Source organism: Clavibacter californiensis, from assembly GCF_021952865.1.
In the GTDB taxonomy this organism is placed as follows: domain Bacteria; phylum Actinomycetota; class Actinomycetes; order Actinomycetales; family Microbacteriaceae; genus Clavibacter; species Clavibacter californiensis.
This window is the reverse complement of record NZ_CP040792.1, coordinates 2,434,152-2,454,272: the sequence shown is the minus strand read 5'-3', so window position 1 is coordinate 2,454,272 and position 20,121 is coordinate 2,434,152. Positions and strand designations below refer to the sequence as shown.

General features: G+C 71.7%; 17 protein-coding genes. 14 read left to right on the top strand and 3 right to left on the bottom strand.

Annotation, left to right across the window (positions count from 1 at the left end):
- The first annotated feature begins 54 nt into the window (after window positions 1-54).
- Window positions 55-744 carry a lysophospholipid acyltransferase family protein gene (locus FGD68_RS11845; RefSeq protein ID WP_104234872.1) on the top strand — a complete coding sequence of 230 codons (690 nt, stop codon included), beginning with the start codon at window positions 55-57 and terminating at the stop codon, window positions 742-744.
- Window positions 745-803: 59 nt separating this feature from the next.
- Window positions 804-2,174, top strand: coding sequence for a class II 3-deoxy-7-phosphoheptulonate synthase (locus FGD68_RS11840; RefSeq protein ID WP_104234871.1), 1,371 nt, complete (start codon window positions 804-806; stop codon window positions 2,172-2,174).
- Window positions 2,175-2,242: 68 nt separating this feature from the next.
- On the opposite strand, the gene pknB is transcribed toward FGD68_RS11840, so the two are convergent.
- Both pknB and FGD68_RS11830 read right to left on the bottom strand, forming a co-directional pair.
- Window positions 2,243-4,192, bottom strand: coding sequence for a Stk1 family PASTA domain-containing Ser/Thr kinase (pknB, locus tag FGD68_RS11835; protein WP_104234870.1), 1,950 nt, complete (start codon window positions 4,190-4,192; stop codon window positions 2,243-2,245).
- Window positions 4,193-4,274: 82 nt separating this feature from the next.
- Window positions 4,275-5,576: a muramidase family protein gene (locus FGD68_RS11830; RefSeq protein ID WP_119372264.1), complete on the bottom strand. Its 1,302-nt coding sequence runs from the start codon at window positions 5,574-5,576 to the stop codon at window positions 4,275-4,277.
- A gap of 213 nt (window positions 5,577-5,789) precedes the next feature.
- Between FGD68_RS11830 and FGD68_RS11825 the strand changes: the two genes are divergently transcribed.
- A complete protein-coding gene (locus tag FGD68_RS11825) occupies window positions 5,790-6,131 on the top strand; it encodes an Rv2175c family DNA-binding protein (RefSeq protein WP_119372263.1) in 342 nt (113 codons plus the stop codon).
- A gap of 51 nt (window positions 6,132-6,182) precedes the next feature.
- Here the strand turns inward: FGD68_RS11825 and FGD68_RS11820 are convergent, their stop codons facing one another.
- Entirely contained in the window at window positions 6,183-7,304 is a 1,122-nt protein-coding gene (locus FGD68_RS11820; protein ID WP_119372262.1) for a polyprenyl synthetase family protein, read from the bottom strand.
- 80 nt (window positions 7,305-7,384) lie between these two features.
- Between FGD68_RS11820 and FGD68_RS11815 the strand changes: the two genes are divergently transcribed.
- From FGD68_RS11815 to murG, 11 genes are all read left to right on the top strand, one after another.
- Window positions 7,385-7,771: a DUF3040 domain-containing protein gene (locus FGD68_RS11815; RefSeq protein WP_237609470.1), complete on the top strand. Its 387-nt coding sequence runs from the start codon at window positions 7,385-7,387 to the stop codon at window positions 7,769-7,771.
- Window positions 7,772-8,115: 344 nt separating this feature from the next.
- Window positions 8,116-8,547 carry a division/cell wall cluster transcriptional repressor MraZ gene (gene mraZ, locus FGD68_RS11810; RefSeq protein WP_012038555.1) on the top strand — a complete coding sequence of 144 codons (432 nt, stop codon included), beginning with the start codon at window positions 8,116-8,118 and terminating at the stop codon, window positions 8,545-8,547.
- Window positions 8,548-8,650: 103 nt separating this feature from the next.
- The gene (gene rsmH, locus FGD68_RS11805) at window positions 8,651-9,607 is read left to right on the top strand and encodes a 16S rRNA (cytosine(1402)-N(4))-methyltransferase RsmH (RefSeq protein WP_119372260.1); all 957 of its coding nucleotides are present in this window, start codon (window positions 8,651-8,653) and stop codon (window positions 9,605-9,607) included.
- Window positions 9,604-10,278 carry a hypothetical protein gene (locus FGD68_RS11800; protein WP_237609469.1) on the top strand — a complete coding sequence of 225 codons (675 nt, stop codon included), beginning with the start codon at window positions 9,604-9,606 and terminating at the stop codon, window positions 10,276-10,278. The genes rsmH and FGD68_RS11800 overlap by 4 nt, the downstream gene beginning before the upstream one ends.
- Window positions 10,279-10,367: 89 nt before the next feature.
- Complete coding sequence (locus FGD68_RS11795; protein ID WP_119372874.1) at window positions 10,368-12,149, top strand: peptidoglycan D,D-transpeptidase FtsI family protein; 1,782 nt, start codon at window positions 10,368-10,370, stop codon at window positions 12,147-12,149.
- 12 nt (window positions 12,150-12,161) lie between these two features.
- Entirely contained in the window at window positions 12,162-13,706 is a 1,545-nt protein-coding gene (locus FGD68_RS11790; protein WP_104234862.1) for a Mur ligase family protein, read from the top strand.
- A gap of 1 nt (window position 13,707) precedes the next feature.
- The gene (locus FGD68_RS11785) at window positions 13,708-15,117 is read left to right on the top strand and encodes a UDP-N-acetylmuramoyl-tripeptide--D-alanyl-D-alanine ligase (protein ID WP_119372873.1); all 1,410 of its coding nucleotides are present in this window, start codon (window positions 13,708-13,710) and stop codon (window positions 15,115-15,117) included.
- On the top strand, window positions 15,111-16,220 hold the full coding sequence (gene mraY / locus FGD68_RS11780) for a phospho-N-acetylmuramoyl-pentapeptide-transferase (protein WP_119372872.1): 1,110 nt from the start codon (window positions 15,111-15,113) through the stop codon (window positions 16,218-16,220). The genes FGD68_RS11785 and mraY overlap by 7 nt, the downstream gene beginning before the upstream one ends.
- 2 nt (window positions 16,221-16,222) lie before the next feature.
- A complete protein-coding gene (gene murD, locus FGD68_RS11775) occupies window positions 16,223-17,767 on the top strand; it encodes a UDP-N-acetylmuramoyl-L-alanine--D-glutamate ligase (protein ID WP_119372871.1) in 1,545 nt (514 codons plus the stop codon).
- The gene (ftsW, locus tag FGD68_RS11770; protein ID WP_119372870.1) at window positions 17,724-19,013 is read left to right on the top strand and encodes a putative lipid II flippase FtsW; all 1,290 of its coding nucleotides are present in this window, start codon (window positions 17,724-17,726) and stop codon (window positions 19,011-19,013) included. Before murD ends, ftsW begins: the two co-directional genes overlap by 44 nt.
- Window positions 19,010-20,113: an undecaprenyldiphospho-muramoylpentapeptide beta-N-acetylglucosaminyltransferase gene (murG, locus tag FGD68_RS11765; RefSeq protein WP_237609467.1), complete on the top strand. Its 1,104-nt coding sequence runs from the start codon at window positions 19,010-19,012 to the stop codon at window positions 20,111-20,113. The genes ftsW and murG overlap by 4 nt, the downstream gene beginning before the upstream one ends.
- Window positions 20,114-20,121: the final 8 nt, after the last annotated feature.

The following is a 20,121-nucleotide window of genomic DNA, read 5'->3' as shown; positions in this document are numbered from 1 at the left end:
GCGCGTGCCCGGCCGCCTATGCTGGATGCGACCCCATCCGGAAGGTGACCGACGATGTTCTACTGGTTCATGAAGAACCTGGTCGCCGGACCCCTCCTCCGGAGCACGTTCCGGCCCTGGGTCACCGGGGTCGAGAACATCCCCGCCAAGGGCGGCGTGATCCTCGCGAGCAACCACCTCTCGTTCATCGACTCGGTCTTCCTGCCGCTGCTGGTGGACCGCAACCTCGTGTTCCTCGCGAAGAGCGACTACTTCACGGGAACCGGCCTCAAGGGCTGGGCGACCAAGATGTTCTTCACGGCCACGGGCATGCTCCCCATCGACCGCTCCGGCGGCAAGGCCTCCGAGGCGTCCCTCAACACGGGCCTCCGCGTGCTCGCCGAGGGCCGCATGCTCGGGATCTACCCCGAGGGCACGCGCAGCCCCGACGGCCGCATGTACCGCGGCCGCACGGGAGTGGCCCGCATGATCCTCGAGGGCGACGTCCCGGTCGTCCCGATCGCGATGATCGACACCGAGAAGGTCATGCCCATCGGCACCCGCATCCCGAAGGTCCGCCGGATTGGTGTGGTCATCGGCGAGCCGCTAGATTTCAGTAGGTTCGCGGGCCTCGAGGGAGACCGCTTCATCCTCCGCTCCATCACCGACGAGATCATGTACGAGCTCTCCAGGCTGAGCGGCCAAGAGTACGTCGACGTCTATGCGACCTCGGTCAAGGAGAAGCGCGCGAGCGCGGCCCGCTGACCGTCTCCCGCACAGCCTCCACCGCGCACCACGCGCACGACACGAACCGGGATCCCACCGTGGCCTCTGAGCACCTCGTCCCCGCCCATCCCGACGTCCTCGCGGGCCTCGACCACTGGCGCACCCTCGAGGTCAAGCAGCAGCCGCAGTGGCCGGATGCCGCGGCCGTGCACGCCGCGTCCGCCGAGATCGCCCTGCTGCCGCCCCTCGTCTTCGCCGGCGAGGTGGACCTCCTGCGCTCGCGCCTCGCCGCCGCCGCGGACGGCCGCGCGTTCCTCCTCCAGGGCGGCGACTGCGCGGAGACCTTCGCGGGCGCCACCGCCGACGCCATCCGCAACCGCGTGAAGACCGTCCTGCAGATGGCCGTGGTCCTCACGTACGGCGCGGCCATGCCCGTCGTGAAGATGGGCCGCATGGCGGGTCAGTTCGCGAAGCCCCGCTCGAGCGACTCCGAGACGCGCGGCGACCTGACGCTGCCCGCGTACCGCGGCGACATCGTCAACGGCTACGACTTCACGCCCGAGTCGCGCGCGGCGGATCCCGCGCGCCTCGTGAAGGGGTACCACACGGCCGCCTCGACCCTGAACCTCATCCGCGCCTTCACGCAGGGCGGCTTCGCCGACCTCCGCGAGGTGCACAGCTGGAACAAGGGCTTCGCCGCCAACCCGGCGAACCAGCGCTACGAGCAGCTCGCGCGCGACATCGACCGCGCCATCAAGTTCATGGAGGCTGCGGGCGCCGACTTCGACGACCTCAAGCGCGTCGAGTTCTACACCGGCCACGAGGGCCTCCTCATGGACTACGAGCGGCCCATGACCCGCATCGACTCGCGCACCGGCACGCCGTACAACACGTCGGCGCACTTCATCTGGATCGGGGAGCGCACGCGCGACCTCGACGGGGCGCATGTCGACTTCCTGTCGCGCGTGCGCAACCCGCTCGGCGTCAAGCTCGGGCCGTCGACCACCCCGGAGACCGTGCACGAGCTCATCGAGAAGCTCGACCCGGAGCGGGAGCCCGGTCGCCTTACCTTCATCACGCGCATGGGCGCCGGACGCATCCGCGACGCGCTGCCGCCCCTGCTCGAGGCCGTCAAGGCGTCGGACGCGAATCCCCTCTGGGTCACCGACCCCATGCACGGGAACGGCCTCACCACGCCCACCGGCTACAAGACCCGGCGCTTCGACGACGTCGTCGACGAGGTGCAGGGCTTCTTCCAGGCGCACCGGGCGGCGGGCACGCATCCCGGCGGGATCCACATCGAGCTCACCGGCGACGACGTCACCGAGTGCCTGGGCGGATCCGAGCACATCGACGAGGCGACGCTGGCCACGCGCTACGAGTCGCTGTGCGACCCGCGGCTCAACCACATGCAGAGCCTCGAGCTCGCCTTCCTCGTCGCCGAGGAGCTGGCCGCCGCGCGCGGCTGAGCCTGCCCGCACGACGATGCCCCGCGGCCCTCTGGGCTGCGGGGCGTCGTCATGAGCGCCAGGGCAGATCAGCCGGAGGCGGTGATCCCGAGGTTGACCGTCGACCCGCGGCGGGCCATCGCCTGCGCATCCGGGCTCGCCGACGCCACCCGCGTGATGCTGTTGGGCAGGGCGTCCCAGAACGCGGAGTACGCGTACTTGAAGCCCGCCTTGTCGAGGGCGGCCTTCGCCTCGTCGCGCGTGAGGCCGACGACAGCCGGCACGGCCACGAGGTCGGGACCCTTGGAGATCTCGAGCCCCACCTTGCTGCCGGGGGCGTCGCCGAGTCCGGAGCGCACCGGGTTCTGGTCGAGGGCGTAGACCGAGATGACCTCGCCTGTGTCCACGTCGTCGCTGAAGCTCTGCTTCCCCGGCTCGCCGACGAGGCCCGCCTGGGCGAGGGTCGCCTTGGCCTGGTCGACGGATCGACCGTTCACCTGCGGGATCTTGCCGGCGGCGACCACCAGGGTCACGGGCTGCTGCTCCGGGTACTGGGCGCCGATGGGCGCTCCCGACGAGTCCAGCACCTGCACGACCGTGCCCTCGGCGGCGTCGCCGTACTGCCGGACGGTCGCCTCCTGCACGACGAAGGGCACGCCCTCGAGGCGCGTGCGGGCGTCCGCCTCGGCGGCCCCGACCACGTCAGGCACGTCGAGGAGCCGCGGTCCGGTGGACGCGTACAGCGTGACGGTGGATCCCTGGTCGACGGGCGTCCCGGATGCCGGGACGCTGCGCGTCACGTGCCCCACCTCGACGTCCACGCTCGGCTCCTCGGCGCGCGCCACGACGAAGCCCTGACCCCGGAGAGTGCCGGCTGCGTCGTCGACGGCCATCGCCGCGACGGAGGGCACCGGCACGCGCGCGCCCGGGCCCTGGCCGTAGTACCAGCCCGTGCCGCCGGCGAGGGCGGCGAGCATCACGACGAGGAGCGCGAGCATCCAGCCGCGCGAACGACGGCGCGATCCGGCCGCGACCAGGGCGACGACGGATTCCGGTTCGGTGCGCTCGGTCTCCTGGCGTGTCATGACGGGCGGACCGCCCACGACCTGCGTCTCGCCCGTCGTGACGGATGGGAGTGCCGGGGCGCTCGGGAAGACGACGGTGCGCTGGAGCGGAGCCGGGTCCCCCGACCGAGCGTCGAGCCGGTTCTGGACGGCGTAGAGCTCGTCGAGGAGCGCCCGGGCGTCGCGGGGCCGCTGCTCGGGATCCCGCGCGGTCGCCCAGAGCACGAGCTCGTCGAGCTCGACCGGCACGGACGCGTTCGCCGTGCTGGGCGTCGGCACCTGGTCGTTCGCGTGCTGGTAGGCGATCTGCATGGGCTGCTCGCCCTTGAACGGCTGCTCGCCCGCGAGCATCTCGTACATCATGATGCCGACCGCGTAGATGTCGCTGCGGGTGTCGGCGATGCCCCGGGTGACGAGCTCGGGGGAGAGGTACGCGATGGTGCCGAGGAGCGCCTGCCCGGTGGCGGTGTTCGCGCTGACGGCGCGCGCGAGCCCGAAGTCGCCGATCTTGATGCGCCCGTCGTCCGCGAGCAGCACGTTCTCGGGCTTGAGGTCGCGGTGGACGATGCCGGCCTTGTGCGCGGCGGCGAGACCCGAGAGCACGGCCTCGAGGATGTCGAGCGTCTGCTCGGGCGTCAGCCGCTCGTACTCCTGCAGCAGCTCGCGCAGGGTCATGCCGGGGAGGTACTCCATGACGAGGTACGCCATGTCGGAGTCCTGGCCCTGGTCGAAGACGTTCACGACGTTGGGGTGCGCCAGCCGCGCCGCCGAGCGCGCCTCCTGGATGAAGCGGTCGCGGAACGCGCTGTCGTCGGCGAGGTGCCCGTGCATCACCTTCACGGCGACACGGCGCTCGAGCCGCAGGTCGGTGGCGACGTAGACCGTCGCCATGCCGCCGCGCGCGATGCGGGACCTGACCTGGTACCGACCGTCGAGGAGACGGCCGATCATGGGGTCGGTCGGGCTGGAGGTCACTGGACGAGTCTAGGGATCGTGGGTGTCGGGGCCCCCTCGGCACACCGGTGCGCCGCCGCGCGGGTGCGCCTCAGGATCGGCGTCAGCCGATCTCGTCGAGCCAGGCCCAGGCGGATGCCTCCCACTTGGCGTACGCGTCCGGGTACGCGGAGTACTGCACGGCCTGCGCCGCCTGCGTGACGGTCATCGACTTCCAGCCCGGGATGTCGAGGAGACCGCGCGTGGCGCCAGGGTTCGGGTTCACGCTGCCGCCGAAGAACGCCTGCGACGCGTACACGGGGTCGTTGAGGTCCGCGGGCTCGCCCCAGCCCTGGCTCGGGCGCTGCTGGAACAGCCCGATGGAGTCGCGGTCGCCCCAGTCGAGGTTGCGGAGCGTGGACTCCTGCGCGGCGGTCGCGAGCGCGATGACGAGCCCGTAGTCGCTCACGCCTGCGGAGCGCCCGACCTCGACGATGACGCGCGCGTTGCGGCGCATCTCGTCGGTCATGATCGTGGTCCCGTCGAGCGACGCGACCTGCACCACCGCCGTCGACGCGTGCGGGATGGTGAGCTTGCTGCCCGCGTAGATGATGCTCGACCAGTTGAGCCCGTTGGCGTTGAGGAGGTCCTGCACGGTGACGCCCGACTTCGTCGCGATGCTGTGCAGGGTGTCGCCGGTCGCGATCGTGTACGTGCCGGAGAGGCCCTGCTTCGCGGCGGGCGATGCGCTGGCGGGAGTCGAGGGCGCCGACGTCGCGGTGGATCCGGCTCCCGGGATGGTGAGGCGGTTGCCGGGGAAGATGGTGCTCGTCGCCTGCAGGCCGTTCGCCTGGAGGACCGACGACGTCGAGACGCCGTGCTTCCCGGCGATGCCGGTCACGGTGTCGCCCGCGACCACCGTGTAGCTCGCGCCAGCTCCGCTCGAGGCCGCGGCGGGAGCCGCCGTCGAGGCGCCGGTACCGGAGCCGCCGAGCGTGAGCGTCTGGCCGGGGAAGATGGTCGTCTTCCAGCCGAGGCCGTTCTGCGCGAGCACGGATGCGGTGGAGAGGCCGAAGCGCCCGGCGATGGTGGAGACGGTGTCGCCCTGCTCGACCACGTAGGTGGCGGGCGCCGCGACCATGGGCGCCGCCGCCGGAGCTGCCATCGGAGCTGCCGTCGCAGCCGCCGTCGGAGCCGCGACGCGGGGGAGCTTGGTCTGCGTCGCACCGGACTTGGCCTTCGGCACGCGCTTGACGGGGGCGGCCTCGGCGGGCGTCGCCATGCCGAGGCTCACCGCGAGGGAGCCGACGAGCACGATGGGCATGGTCGCGAGCAACGCCTTGGATCGGCGGTTCGCCGAGCGTCCCGTTGCGGTGTCCGATGACCGGCTGGGGTCGCGGGGAGAGGTGGGTTCAGTCATGGGCATGCTGGTCTACTCCGGCCGTCGTGCTCGATTCCCTGATGCAGGTGTTCCACGTTAACACGCAGCGAGAGAAAAGCGCACATAAGGGACGGGTGTGACTGGAGTGAACAGCGACACGCGTCTTCGGCGGATGGGCAGCGGATCGACGACCCGAAGCGTGTCGTCGCCGGGGCACCGGGTCCCGGTGTCGGCTCCGGACGTGCCAGCATGTGAGGCGTGAACGAGCCCTATTCCGACCGTGAGTGGTTGACCGTCCCCGATCTCGTCGACCTCCTGGGTCTCACCGTCAGCCGCGTGCGTCGGCTCATCGAGGACAGGCGCCTGTTGGCCGTCCGTCTAGACGGAGTGCTCAAGGTGCCGGCCGTCTTCCTGCGGGACGGCGAGCCGCTGTCCGAGCTGCGGGGCACGATCATGGTGCTCGGCGACAACGGCTTCACCGACGAGGAGGCCATGCACTGGCTCCTCACGGATGAGCCGAGCCTCGGTGCGGCCCCCGTGGATGCCCTGCTCGCCGGGCGCAAGGCCGAGGTGCGGCGCGTGGCCCAGGCCAGCGCCTGATCCCCTCCATCGCGATCGTCGACCATCCGGCGCGAGCCGCTCTGATCGCGATCAGGTGACGCGGCGCGTGACGCTGTCGACGAGCAGCTCGAGCTGGTTCCTCGCGCGGGAGCCGATGGGTGCCTCACGCAGCGCCGCCAGCGACTCGCGTACGTGACGCGCGATCATCCCCTCGACCTCGTCGAGGGCCCCGCTCTCGCGCAGGATCGACTGGAGCACGCGGATCTGCTCGTCGTCGAGGTCCGGATCGCCGAGGAGCGCGTCCACCGTGCGGCGCACCCCGTCCGGGAGCCGGCGGCGAGCCAGCGCGATGAGGACGGTGCGCTTGCCCTCGCGGAGGTCGTCTCCGCTCGGCTTCCCGGTCACGGCACTGTCGCCGAAGACGCCGAGCACGTCGTCGCGCAGCTGGAACGCTATGCCGAGCGGCAGTCCGACGGCACGTAGGGCCGCGACCTGCTCGGGCGTCGCCCCGGCCAGGCTCGCGCCGACGACGAGCGGGGCCTCGATGCTGTACTTCGCGGACTTGTAGACGATCACGTTGTGGGCGCGGGCGAGCGTGTCCGCCTCTGGCACGGTCGGCCACGCGACCTCCTCGAGCACGTCGAGGTACTGGCCGAGCGTGACCTGGGTCCGCATCGTGGCGAGCTCGGCGCGGGTGGCGCGCGCCGCCGACCCGTCCGCGAGTGCGAGGAGCGAGTCGATGAGGAGCTCGTCGCTCCAACCCAGGAGCAGGTCGCCGAGGAGGGTCGCGCCTGCCTCGCCGAAGCGCGGCGAGGATCCGACCCAGCCGCCGGCGGCGTGCAGCGCCTCGAAGCGGCGGTGCGCGGCGGGCCGGCCGCGACGCGTGTCGGAGCGGTCGATGATGTCGTCGTGGACGAGCGCTGCGGCGTGGAAGATCTCGAGGCCCGCGGCGACGCCGACGACAGCGCGGTACCCCGGACGCTCCTCGCCCTGGGGGCGTCCGGCTGGAGAGGGCTCGAGGTCGATGACCGAACGCCAACCCCAGTAGCAGAACTGCGCGCGGAACCGCTTGCCGCCTCTCAGCAGATCCGAGGAGAACTCCTGGATGGGCACAAGATCCGAGCTGATCTCCCGGAGTCCCGCCGCCTGCGCCGTCAGGAAGTCGTCGAGGCGGGTCTGGACGTGGCTGACGAGGCGGTCGCTTTCGGGCACCCGCCTAGCCTAGCCAGGGGCAGGGAGCTAGAATTCACGGGTGAACACCAACGCGTCGTCCCGAGCCTGAGGGGAACATGATGCCGCTTTCCGAGCAAGAGCAGCGCCTGCTGGAGGAGATGGAGCGCAGTCTCTATCACAACGACGCAGACTTCGTGGCGACCGTCAGCGGTCGCCGCAGCAGACCGAACTACACGATGGTCGTGGTCGGGGTGCTCGTCATAGTCGTCGGCATCGCCGCCCTGGCCGCCGGGGTCATCACCAAGCTGGCCATCATCGGCATCCTCGGCTTCGCGGTCATGATCGTCGGAGCGCTCCTCATCTTCAGCCCGCGCGATGCGGCTGCCGGTGCGTCGTCGTCCACGTCCGCTCCTGCGCCCGGCCGAGGCGGTGCCAAGCGTCCTGCCTCGTCGTCCTCCTTCATGGACCGGATCAACGAGCGCTGGGAGAAGCGCCAGGGCGGTTAGGACTGACGTCCGACTGAGGCGTTCCTCCACCGCCCTCCACTCGACCCGAAGGGGCCGATCCCGAACAGGGATCGGCCCCTTCTCCTGTCCCCTCCGTCGCCCACATCCCTCCCCAGCGCCCCGCCGGCCGTCCTCGGACCGCCCGTGGGGCGCTTCTGCGTGTCCGCGGCGCGCCGGTCGTCGCAATGCCCTCCACATCCCTCCCCACGAGAAGGGCCAGCAGATCACTGGGATCGGGGGACGGTCCCCGCGAATTCACCTCGCGTCCCTGGCGGTGGGTGGAGGGCTGTGGAGTAAAGTGGAGCAAGTCCTGAACCACGGCCGGAGAGACAGGGGGTGTCGGTGTGTTCCTCGGCACCCATTCGCCTCGTCTCGACGACAAGGGGCGGCTCATCCTCCCCGCGAAGTTCCGCGACGAGCTCGAGGGCGGCGTCGTCATGACGCGCGGCCAGGACCGCTGCATCTACGTGTTCACCACGCGCGAGTTCGAGGAGCTGCACGACCGGATGCGCCAGGCGCCCCTCGCGAGCAAGCAGGCGCGGGACTACATGCGCGTCTTCCTGTCCGGGGCGAACGCCGAGACGCCGGACAAGCAGCACCGCATCACCATCCCGCAGGCGCTCCGCACCTACGCGGGCCTCGACCGCGAGCTCGCGGTCATCGGCGCGGGCAGCCGCGTCGAGATCTGGGACGCCGGCACGTGGGACGAGTACCTCACCGCCAACGAGAGCGCGTTCGCCGACACCGCGGAGGAGGTGATCCCCGGACTGTTCTGACCCCGGCCCCTGACTCCCAGCCGTCCGACGCCCTGCCGCACTTCCCCGGTGGCAGGTCGGGACGGATGGGGATCAGGAGCCGCGGACAGGACAGCGGGATGCCATGGCCCTCGACGACATCCACACCCCCGTCCTCCTCGAGCGGTGCCTCGAGCTGCTCGCCCCCGGCCTCCAGGGCGAGGGCGCCGTGCTCGTCGACGCCACCCTCGGCATGGCCGGCCACTCCGAGGCGTTCCTCGACGCGCTGCCTGGCCTCCGTCTGGTCGGGCTCGACCGCGACCCCGACGCCCTCGCCATCGCGGGGGAGCGGCTCGCGCGCTTCGGCGACCGCGTCCACCTCGTCCACACGGTCTACGACGGCATCGGGCGCGCGCTCGACGGGCTGGGGATCGGAGAGGTGCAGGGCGTGTTCTTCGACCTGGGCGTCTCGTCGCTCCAGCTCGACCGCGTCGAGCGCGGCTTCTCCTACTCGCAGGACGCGCCCCTCGACATGCGCATGGACGGGACCGCGGGCCTGACCGCCGCCCAGGTGGTGGCGGAGTACGACGAGCTCGAGCTGCGCCGGATCTTCTACGACTACGGCGAGGAGAAGCTCGCCCCCCGCTACGCCAGCCGCATCGTCCAGGCGCGCGAGGTGGAGCCGATCACCACGTCGGCGCGCCTCGTGGAGATCATCCAGCAAGCGACCCCTGCCGCGGTCCAGCGTGCCGGGCACCCGGCCAAGCGCGTCTTCCAGGCGCTGCGCATCGAGGTCAACCAGGAGCTGAGCGTGCTCGCGCGAGCGATGCCGGCCGCGATCGACCGGCTGGCCGTCGGCGGCCGCGTGGTCGTCGAGTCGTACCAGTCGCTGGAGGACCGCATCGTGAAGCGCGAGCTGCGCGGGAGGTCCACGAGCACCGCGCCCGTCGGGCTCCCCGTCGAGCTCCCCGAGCACCGTCCGGAGCTGAAGCTCCTCGTCCGCGGCGCCGAGCTCGCGGACCAGCACGAGATCGCCCAGAACCCCCGCGCCGCTTCCGTCCGGTTGCGCGCCGCCGAACGAGCCAGGAGGCGACACGCATGACCGATGCAGCACGCGCGACCGCGCGTCCCCGGATCCGGCCGTCCGCCGAGCCGCCCACCCGCCACATCGAGGTCGTCGCCACGCGGGGCCAGCGTCGCGCCCGCCCGCGCACCGTCTACGCCGTGATCGTGGTGGGCGGGCTCTTCGCCGTCCTCCTCGCGCAGCTCCTGCTCTCGATCGGCCTGTCCGACGGGGCGTACGCGATCCAGTCCCTGCAGCAGCAGCAGAAGGAGCTGGACCGCACCCACCAGGCGCTGACCGAGGACGTCGACCGGCTGTCGTCCCCGCAGAACCTGGCGCGGAACGCCCAGGCCCTCGGCATGGTCGCCAGCGCGTCGCCCTCCTTCCTCTCGCTCGACGGCACGATCCAGGGCACCCCGCAGGCGAAGGACGGCGCCACCACGGCGCTCACCGCCGACACCCTCATCGGCAACTCGCTCCTCTCCGGGGTCCCGCTCACCATCGAGAGCGACCCGACGAAGCGCGCGGCCGCGCTGCAGGCCGCGACGGCGCAGGACGGTGCCGCCGCGGTCGACCCCGGCTCCGCCATCCCGGGCTCCGCCGAGGCCTCGGGCGGGGTGACCGCCGGGGCCCCGAGCGCGCCTCCCGCGTCCGGCGCGGCCTCCGGGCTAGCGTCGGCCACGTCGATCCCGACCCCGCAGACCCGCTGATCCCGTCCGCGCCGTGAGGCGCGGGCAAGCGCACGACACCGCTCCCACGGAGCACCGCACCGCTTCGCAGGCATCGAGAGGAACCCCGAGTGAGCACGATCTCGAACCGACGGCGCATCGCCTTCTCCCTCATCGCGATCCTCGCCGTCATCGGGGTCTTCGTCGTCAAGCTCATCGACATCCAGGTCGTGCAGGCCACGGAGCTCAACGAGGAGGCGCTCGGCAAGAGGGCCATCTCGCAGACGCTGCCCGGCGTCCGCGGCAGCATCTACGACGCCGACGGCAAGGTGCTCGCGGACAGCGTGCTCCGCTACGACGTGACGATGGATCCGTCCAAGGCCGGCGACTTCACGCGGACGGTCACCGGCGACGACGGCAAGCCCGTGAAGCAGGACGTGTCGCTCGCGGACGCCGAGGCGCAGCTGGGCGCGATCACCGGGCAGAAGCCCGAGGAGATCCACGGGCTCATCACGGGAGCGCTCGCCAAGGACCCCAAGTCGCTGTTCGGCTACGTGACCAAGGGCGTGGACGTCGACGCGTACCTCGCCATCCGGGACCTCAAGATCCCGTGGATCTACTTCCAAGCCGTATCGAGCCGCACCTACCCCAACGGCCAGATCGCGGGCAGCATCCTCGGCTACATCGCGGGCGACGGGACGATCAAGGCCGGGCTCGAGCAGGAGTACGACTCCTGCCTCGCCGCCCAGGACGGCGCCCAGACCTACGAGCGCGGCGCGGACGGCGTGCCCATCACCGGCAGCACCGTCACGCAGAAGCCGGCCAAGGACGGCAGCGACGTGCTGACCAACATCGACACGGACCTCGAGTACTTCGCGCAGACCGCCGTCGCCGAGCAGGCCGTGAAGGTCGGCGCCGACTACGGGCACGCGACCATCGTCGAGGTGAAGACGGGCAAGGTCCTCGCGGTCGCCGAGTACCCGTCCGTCGACCCCAACGACGTGTCGGCGACGAAGCCCGAGGACCGGGGGAGCCGCGCGTTCAGCTCTCCGTTCGAGCCGGGATCCACCCTCAAGGCCGTGACCGCCGCCGCGCTCCTCGACTCCGGCAAGGCCGACGCGGGCACGCACGTGGTCGCGCCCTACACGTTCACGCGTCCGAACGTGAAGCTCAGCGACAGCTACGTGCACCCCGACCTGCACTTCACGCTCGCGGGCGTGCTCATGGACTCCTCGAACACGGGCATCTCAGCGCTCGGCGAGCGCCTCTCCGCCGAGGACCGCTACGACTACCTCAGGGCGTTCGGGGTGGGCGGCGATACCGGCCTCGGCTTCCCCGGCGAGAGCAGCGGCCTGATCCGGCCGTGGCAGGAGTGGGACCCGCAGACCAACTACGCGACCATGTTCGGCCAGGGCCTCACGACCACGGCGCTGCAGGTCGCGAGCATCTACCAGACCATCGGCAACCACGGCGTCAAGCTGCCGCTGTCGCTCGTCTCCGGCTGCAAGGCCGCCGACGGCACCGTCACGGACCAGCCTTCGACCCAGGGCACGCAGGTCGTCTCGCCCCAGGCCGCCGACTCGACCGTGAACATGCTCGAGACGGTCGTCACCGACGGCCACCTCTCCAAGGACCTCACGATCCCCGGCTACAGGGTCGCGGCGAAGTCCGGCACCGCGCAGGTCGCGGAGGCCGACGGCAAGTACGGCAAGAACTACCTGGTGTCGATCGCGGGCCTCGCGCCGGCCGAGGACCCCCAGTACGTCGTGTCGATCAGCCTGGCCAATCCGGATACCATGAAGTCCTCGGCGGCCGCGGCGCCCGTCTTCCAGAAGATCATGTCCCAGGTCCTGAAGACGTACCGGGTGCCCCCCTCCACCGTGCCGTCCCCGAACCTCCCGACGACCTACTGAGAGATGAGGGCGATGACCTCCCCTGCCACCCCCGCCCTCCGCCCCGAGCATCCCGTCGCACGGTCGCTGTCCGGCCTGGTGAGCGACTTCGCGCTCGACGTCGTCGGCGACGTGGACGACGTGGAGGTCACGGGCGTCACGCTGTCCTCCGGCGACGTGCAGCCGGGCGACCTCTACGTCGGTCTCCGCGGGATCCGCGTGCACGGCGCCCGCTTCGCCGCCGATGCGGCCGCGAGCGGCGCGGTCGCGGTGCTGACCGACCCCGACGGGCTCGCCGACGCCCAGGGCTCCGGCCTCCCGGTGATCCTCACGCCCGACCCCCGGGCCGCCCTCGGCGACATCTCCGCGTGGGTCCACCGCTCGGCCGAGAACCCGGCGACGCTCTACGGCGTGACGGGCACGAACGGCAAGACGAGCGTGGTGTACCTGCTCGACGGCCTGCTCCGCCAGCTCGGCGTGGTGACCGGGCTCACCTCCACGGCCGAGCGCCGCATCGGCGAGGAGAGCATCACCAGCCGCCTCACCACGCCCGAGGCGAGCGAGCTGCACGCGCTCCTCGCCCGCATGCGCGAGGCGGAGGTCCGCGCCGTGACGATCGAGGTGTCGGCGCAGGCCCTCACCCGGCACCGCGTCGACGGCCTGGTGTTCGACGTGGCCGCGTTCATCAACCTCAGCCACGACCACCTCGACGACTACGCGGACTTCGAGGAGTACTTCGATGCCAAGGCCGCGTTCTTCGACCCCGACCGCGCGCGCCGCGGCGTCGTCTCGCTCGACACCGAGTGGGGTCAGCGCATCGTCGACGGATCCCGCATCCCGATGACCACGATCGCCTCGAGGCCCGGCGTCGACGCCGACTGGACCGTCACGGTGCTCGAGCAGACGCCCGACTCCACGGGCTTCCGCCTCGAGGGTCCCGACAACCGCGTGCTCGTCTCGCGCGTGCCCGTCCCCGGCTGGTTCATGGCCGCCAACGCGGGGCTCGCCATCGTGATGCTCGTCGAGTCGGGCTACGACCTCGACGCGGTCGCCCACGTGCTCGACCGCGACGGCGGCATCCGGGCGTACATCCCGGGTCGCGCCGAGCGCGTCTCCGGCGAGACCGGCCCCCTCTTCTTCGTCGACTACGGGCACACGCCCGACGCCTTCGAGCAGACGCTGCAGGCTCTGCGTCCGTTCACGCCCGGGAAGCTCGTGATGGTGTTCGGCGCCGACGGCGACCGTGACACCACGAAGCGCGCCGAGATGGGCGCGATCGCGGCCCGCCTCGCCGACGTCGTGGTCATCACCGACTACCACCCCCGCTACGAGGACCCGGCGTCCATCCGGGCGAGCCTCATCGCGGGTGCGAGGGCCGCGGTCCCCGACCGCGAGATCCACGAGGTGCCCGACCCCGCCACGGCGATCCGCACCGCGGTGTCGCTGGTCGGCGAGGGCGACACCATCCTCGTCGCCGGACCCGGGCACGAGGACTACCACGAGGTGGCCGGGCGCAAGATCCCGTTCTCCGCCCGTGACGACGCGCGCGCGGCACTCCGCGACGCAGGCTGGAGCTGACATGATCGCCCTCACCCTCGCCGAGATCGCCGAGGCGGTCGACGGCCGACTCCTGCTGCGCGGCGACGCGACCGCGCAGACCGTCGTCGACGGCGCGGTCGACACCGACAGCCGGCTCATCGGCCCCGGCGGGATCTTCGTCGCCAAGCCCGGCGAGGAGACCGACGGCCACCTGTTCGCGCCCCAGGCCGTCGAGGCCGGCGCCGCCCTGCTCCTCGTCGAGCGCGAGCTCGACCTGCCCGTGCCCCAGGTGCTCGTGCCCGACGTCGTCGACGCGCTCGGCCGGCTCGCGCACGAGGTCGTCGCGCGGGTGCGCGCGCTCGGCGACCTGCGGATGGTGGCGGTCACCGGATCCAACGGCAAGACCACCACGAAAAACCTGCTGCACGCGATCCTCTCGACGCAGGGCGAGACCGTGTCGCCCGTCGCGTCCTTCAACAACGAGGTCGGCGCGCCGCTGACCATGCTCAAGGTCACGCGCACCACGCGGTACCTCGTGGCGGAGATGGGCGCGAGCGGGCTCGGGGAGATCACGCGGCTGATCCGCATGGCGAAGCCCGACGTCGGCATCGTCCTCACCGTCGGGCTCGCCCACGCGGGCGGCTTCGGCGGCATCGAGCGGACGCTCGTGACGAAGACCGAGATGGTCAAGGACCTGCTGCCGGAGGACACGGCCGTCCTCAACGCGGACGACCCGCGCGTCTCCTCCATGAGCGACAAGACGGAGGCGCCCGTGCTCTGGTTCGGCCGCGACGCGCGCGCCGCGGTCCGCGCCACGGACATCGTCGCCTCGGCGGCGGGCACGACCTTCACGCTCCACCTGCCGGACGGCTCTGAGCGTCCGGTGTCCTTCCGCGTGCTCGGCGAGCACCACGTCACCAACGCGCTGGCCGCGGCGGCGGGCGCCTGGGCGCTCGGCGTCGACGGCGACTCCATCGTCTCCGCGCTCCAGACCGTGCAACGCGCCGAGCGCTGGCGCATGGAGGTGCTCGGCGGCAACGGCGTCACGGTGATCAACGACGCATACAACGCGAGCCCCGACTCGATGGCGGCCGCGCTGCGCACGCTCGCGCAGATCCGCGGACCGGAGCAGCGCACGGTCGCCGTGCTCGGCGAGATGAGCGAGCTCGGCGAGTTCTCCGAGGAGGAGCACGACCGCGTGGGCCTCCTCGCGGTGCGCCTCAACATCGGTCAACTCGTGGTGGTCGGCCGCCCCGCGCGCCGCCTGCACCTCGAGGCCATCGCGCAGGGCTCGTGGGACGGCGAGTCGATCTTCGCGGAGGACGCGGCCGAGGCCCGCGAGATCCTCGACCGGATCCTCCGTGACGGCGACCTCGTGCTCGTGAAGTCCTCGAACTCCGCCGGGCTCCGCTTCCTCGGCGACGAGCTGGGGGAGAAGTACGCGTGGTAGCCCTCCTCTTCGCGGGCGCGTTCTCGCTCGCCTTCACGCTCTTCCTCACGCCGCTGTTCATCAAGCTGTTCCACCGGCTGCAGTGGGGCCAGTTCATCCGCGACGACGGCCCGCAGACCCACCACACCAAGCGCGGCACCGCCACGATGGGCGGCATCGTCATCATCCTGGCGAGCGTGCTCGGCTACTTCGTGGGGCACCTGCTCACGTGGGACGGGATCCGCTTCGACCCCGTGACGCCGTCGGGCCTGCTGGTCGTGTTCATGATGGTCGGCCTCGGCTTCGTCGGCTTCCTCGACGACTACCTGAAGACCCGCAAGCAGCAGTCGCTCGGGCTCGGCGGCTGGCAGAAGATCGCCGGCCAGGTCATCGTCGCGACCGTGTTCGCGGTGCTCGCCATCACGCTGCGCGACCCCGTGTCCGGCCTCACGCCCGCTTCCACCGCCATCAGCCTGTTCCGCGACCTGCCGCTCGACTTCATGGCGCTCGGCGCGGTCATCGGCACGGGCCTGTTCATCGTCTGGATCTGCCTCATCGTCGCGAGCGCCTCGAACGGCGTGAACGTGGCCGACGGCCTCGACGGCCTCGCGGCGGGCGCGTCGATCTTCTCGATCGGCTCCTACGTCATCATCGGCTTCTGGCAGTTCAACCAGTCGTGCGACAGCGTCTCCAGCTACCAGAACGAGTACCGCTGCTACGAGGTGGCGAGCCCGCTCGACCTCGCGATCATCGCGGCCTCCATCGTCGGGGCGCTCATCGGCTTCCTCTGGTGGAACACGTCGCCGGCGCAGATCTTCATGGGCGACACCGGCTCGCTGGGCCTCGGCGGCGCGCTGGCTGCCCTCGCGATCCTCAGCCGCACCGAGCTGCTGCTGGTCTTCATCGGCGGCCTGTTCGTGATCGTCGCGGGCTCGGTGGTCCTGCAGCGCATCTACTTCAAGCTCACGCACGGCAAGCGCATCTTCCTCATGAGCCCGCTGCACCACCACTTCGAGCTGAAGGGCTGGGCGGAGGTCACGGTCGTCGTGCGCTTCTGGATCATCGCCGGGCTGCTCGTGGCGGCGGGCGTCGGCACCTTCTACCTGGAATGGATCACGCAGTAGAGATGACAGACGGCACCTCCGACGACGGCACGGCGCTCGCGCGACCCGACTCCCTGCACAGCTGGCACGACGACTGGACCGGCCTCCGCGTCGCCGTCCTCGGCCTCGGGCGCACCGGCTTCTCGGTGGCCGACACGCTGGTCGAGCTCGGCGCCGATGTGCTCGTGGTCGCGTCCGACGCGTCGCCCGAGCGGCTGGCGCTGCTCGACGTGATCGGCGGGCGCCTCGTGCGGCCGACCGAGGAGGAGCCCGTCCCCGGGGAGCTCGTGGCCTTCGCGCCCGAGCTCGTCGTCGTGTCGCCCGGCTACGCGCCGACGCACCCGCTGCCCGCATGGGCGACGGAGGCGGGGATCCCGCTGTGGGGCGACATCGAGCTCGCCTGGCGCGTGCGCGACAAGACGGGCGCGCCCGCCGAGTGGATCACCATCACCGGCACCAACGGCAAGACCACCACCACGCAGCTCACGGCCGCGCTCCTCCAGGAGGGCGGGGTGCGAGCGGTCCCGTGCGGCAACATCGGCCTGCCCGTGCTCGACGTCGTCCGCCACCCGGACGGCTTCGACGTGCTCGTCGTCGAGCTCTCCAGCCACCAGCTGCACTACATGCGCAAGGTGCGGCCCTACTCGAGCGCCTTCCTCAACCTGGCCGACGACCACCTCGAGTGGCACGGCTCCCGCCAGGCCTACGCGGCCGCGAAGGGGCGGGTCTACGCCGACACGCGCGTCGCCTGCGTCTACAACCGCGCCGACCGCGCGACCGAGGACGCGCTCCGCGACGCGGACGTCCAGGACGGCGCGCGCGCCATCGGGTTCGGGCTCGACGCGCCGGGTCCGAGCGACCTCGGCATCGTCGACGGGATCCTCTGCGACCGCGCGTTCCTCGAGGAGCGGCTCACCTCCGCGCTCGAGCTGACGACGCTCGACGAGCTGCGCGCGGTGGGCCTCGCGGCACCGCACATCGTGCAGAACATCCTGGCCGCGGCCGCGCTCGCCCGGTCCTACGGCGTCTCGCCGGCGGTGGTGCGGCAGGCGCTCCAGCGCTTCGAGCTCGACAGCCACCGCATCGAGCGGATCGGGGAGCGCGACGGCGTCGCCTTCGTCGACGACTCGAAGGCCACCAATCCGCACGCGGCGTCCGCGTCGCTCGCGGCCTTCCCCTCCGTGGTGTGGGTCGTCGGCGGCCTCCTCAAGGGCGTCGAGCTCGACGACCTGATCCGCGCCCACGCGTCACGCCTGCGCGCGGCGGTCGTCATCGGCGTCGAGCGCGCCGGGGTCCTCGCGGCATTCGCGCGACACGCGCCCGACGTCACCGTCCTCGAGGTGGCCGAGAGCGACACTGAACAGGTCATGCGGTCCGCCGTGCGGCTCGCGGCGGGCGTGGCCCGGGAGGGCGACACCGTCCTCCTGGCCCCGGCGGCGGCATCCATGGACCAATTCACCGACTACGCCGACCGAGGACGCCGATTCCGGACCGCGGTCGACCACCACCTGGGAGGTGCGGCGGATGACACTGCCCCCGAGAACGACGCGGACCCCTCGCGCGGCTGACGTGCCGGGCCCCCGCGGCCCGCGCACCCCGGAGTCGCCCGTCGACGACGCGCAGGAGGGGACGCAGCGTCGCGGCCTCGCCGCCCGCATCCACCTCGGCCGCGCCTTCCACGCGGAGAGCGGCTCCTACTTCCTGCTCCTCGGCACGACGCTCTTCCTGGTCGTCTTCGGCCTCGTGATGGTGCTCTCGTCGTCGAGCATCGACTCGTTCGTCGCTGGCGGCGGCTTCTTCGGCATCTTCCTCAAGCAGGGCATGTTCGCGCTCATCGGCGTGCCGCTCATGCTCCTCGTCTCGCTCGTGCCGCCCATGTTCTGGAAGCGCTGGGCCTGGGTGCTGCTGATCGGGGCCAGCGCGGTGCAGCTGCTGGTGTTCGGCCCCATGGGCGTCAAGGTCGGCGAGAACATCGGCTGGATCCGCATCGCGGGCACGACGTTCCAGCCCGCCGAGCTCATCAAGGTGGGCCTCGTGATCTGGCTGGCGTTCATCCTCGCGAGGAAGCGCCACCTGCTGCGCACCTGGCCGCACATCCTCATCCCGGTGCTGCCCGTCGCGGGCGGGGCCGTCGGCCTCGTCGCGCTCGGCGGCGACCTCGGGACCGTGATCATCATGGCGAGCATCGTGCTCGGCGCCCTCTTCTTCGCGGGGATCCCGATCGGCAAGCTCACGCTCATGCTCACGATCGGCTCGGTGCTCGCGGTGCTCATGACCGTGATCAGCGACAGCCGCATGCGCCGCGTCACCGAGTTCCTCACCGGCCAGTGCGACTACGCGGGCGGCTGCTGGCAGTCCACGCACGGCCTGTACGCGCTGGCGGCCGGCGGCATCTTCGGGGTGGGCCTCGGCAACTCGAAGGCCAAGTGGATGTGGCTGCCCGAGGCCGACAACGACTACATCTTCGCGATCATCGGCGAGGAGCTCGGCCTCATCGGCGCGATCGTCGTCATCCTCCTGTTCGTGGTGCTCGCCATCGGCTTCATCCGCGTAATCCGCGCCAACACCGACACCTTCGCGCGCGTCGCGACGGGCGCCGTCATGACCTGGATCATCGTGCAGGCCTTCGTGAACATCGCCGTGGTGCTCAACCTGCTCCCGGTGCTCGGGGTGCCATTGCCGTTCGTGTCGTCCGGAGGGTCGTCGCTCGTGACGACGCTCGTGGCGATGGGCATCGTGCTGGGCTTCGCCAGGAGGCCCACGACCGAGGAGTCGCCGGACGTCGTGCCCGCCGTCGTCGGGATGCGCTCGTGACGGTCTACCTGCTCGCCGGCGGCGGCACCGCGGGGCACGTCAACCCGCTGCTCGCCGTGGCCGACGAGCTCCGCGCGCGCGAGCCGGGGTCGACGATCCTCGTCCTCGGCACGCGCGAGGGCCTCGAGTCCCGGCTCGTCCCCGCCCGCGGCTACGAGCTGCTCACCATCGCCCGCCTGCCGTTCCCGCGCCGCCCCGACGGGGCCGCCGTGCGCTTCGCGCCGGCCTTCGCCCGGGCCGTGGGGCAGATCCGCCGCATGGTCGCCGATCGCGGCATCGACGTCGTCGTCGGCTTCGGCGGCTACGCGGCCGCGCCCGCCTACGTCGCCGCCCGCCGCTCGGGCGTCCCCGTCGTCGTGCACGAGGCCAACGCATCGCCGGGACTCGCCAACCGGCTCGGCGCTCGCGTCGCCGCGGCGGTCGGGATCACGTTCCCCGGCACCGCGCTCGGCCCGCGCGCCCAGGTGGTCGGCATGCCGCTCCGCCGCGAGATCGCGACCCTCGACCGCGTGGCAGCCCGCGACGCCGCGCGCGCCGAGCTCGGCCTCGACGCCGACCGGCCGACGCTCCTCGTCACGGGCGGATCCACGGGCGCGCGCAGCCTCAACCGCACCGTGGTGCAGGTGGCCGAGCGCATCACCGCGACGGGTGCGCAGATCCTGCACATCGTCGGCGGCGCGCAGGAGTTCACCGACCCGGGCGTCGAGCGCTACCACGTGGTGGGCTACTCCGACCGGATGGAGCTCGCGATCGCCGCGGCCGACCTCGTCGTCTCCCGCGCCGGCGCCGGCGCGCTCTCCGAGCTCACCTGCGTCGGCGTCCCCGCGGTCTACGTGCCCTACCCCGTGGGCAACGGCGAGCAGGCCGTGAACGTCCGCGGCGTCGTCGCGGCCGGCGGCGGCATCGTCGTGGCCGACGCCGACTTCACGCCCGACTGGGTGCTCGCGCACGTCCTCCCGCTCCTGTCCGACCCGGCGGCGCTCACGCGCATGTCCCAGGCGGCGGCTTCCGTCGGCACGCGCGACGGCGCGGCCCGCATGGCCGACCTCGTCCGCGACGCCGTCGCCGCCCGCCCGTCCCGGCCCGCCGCGCGGCGCTGACCGCCGCC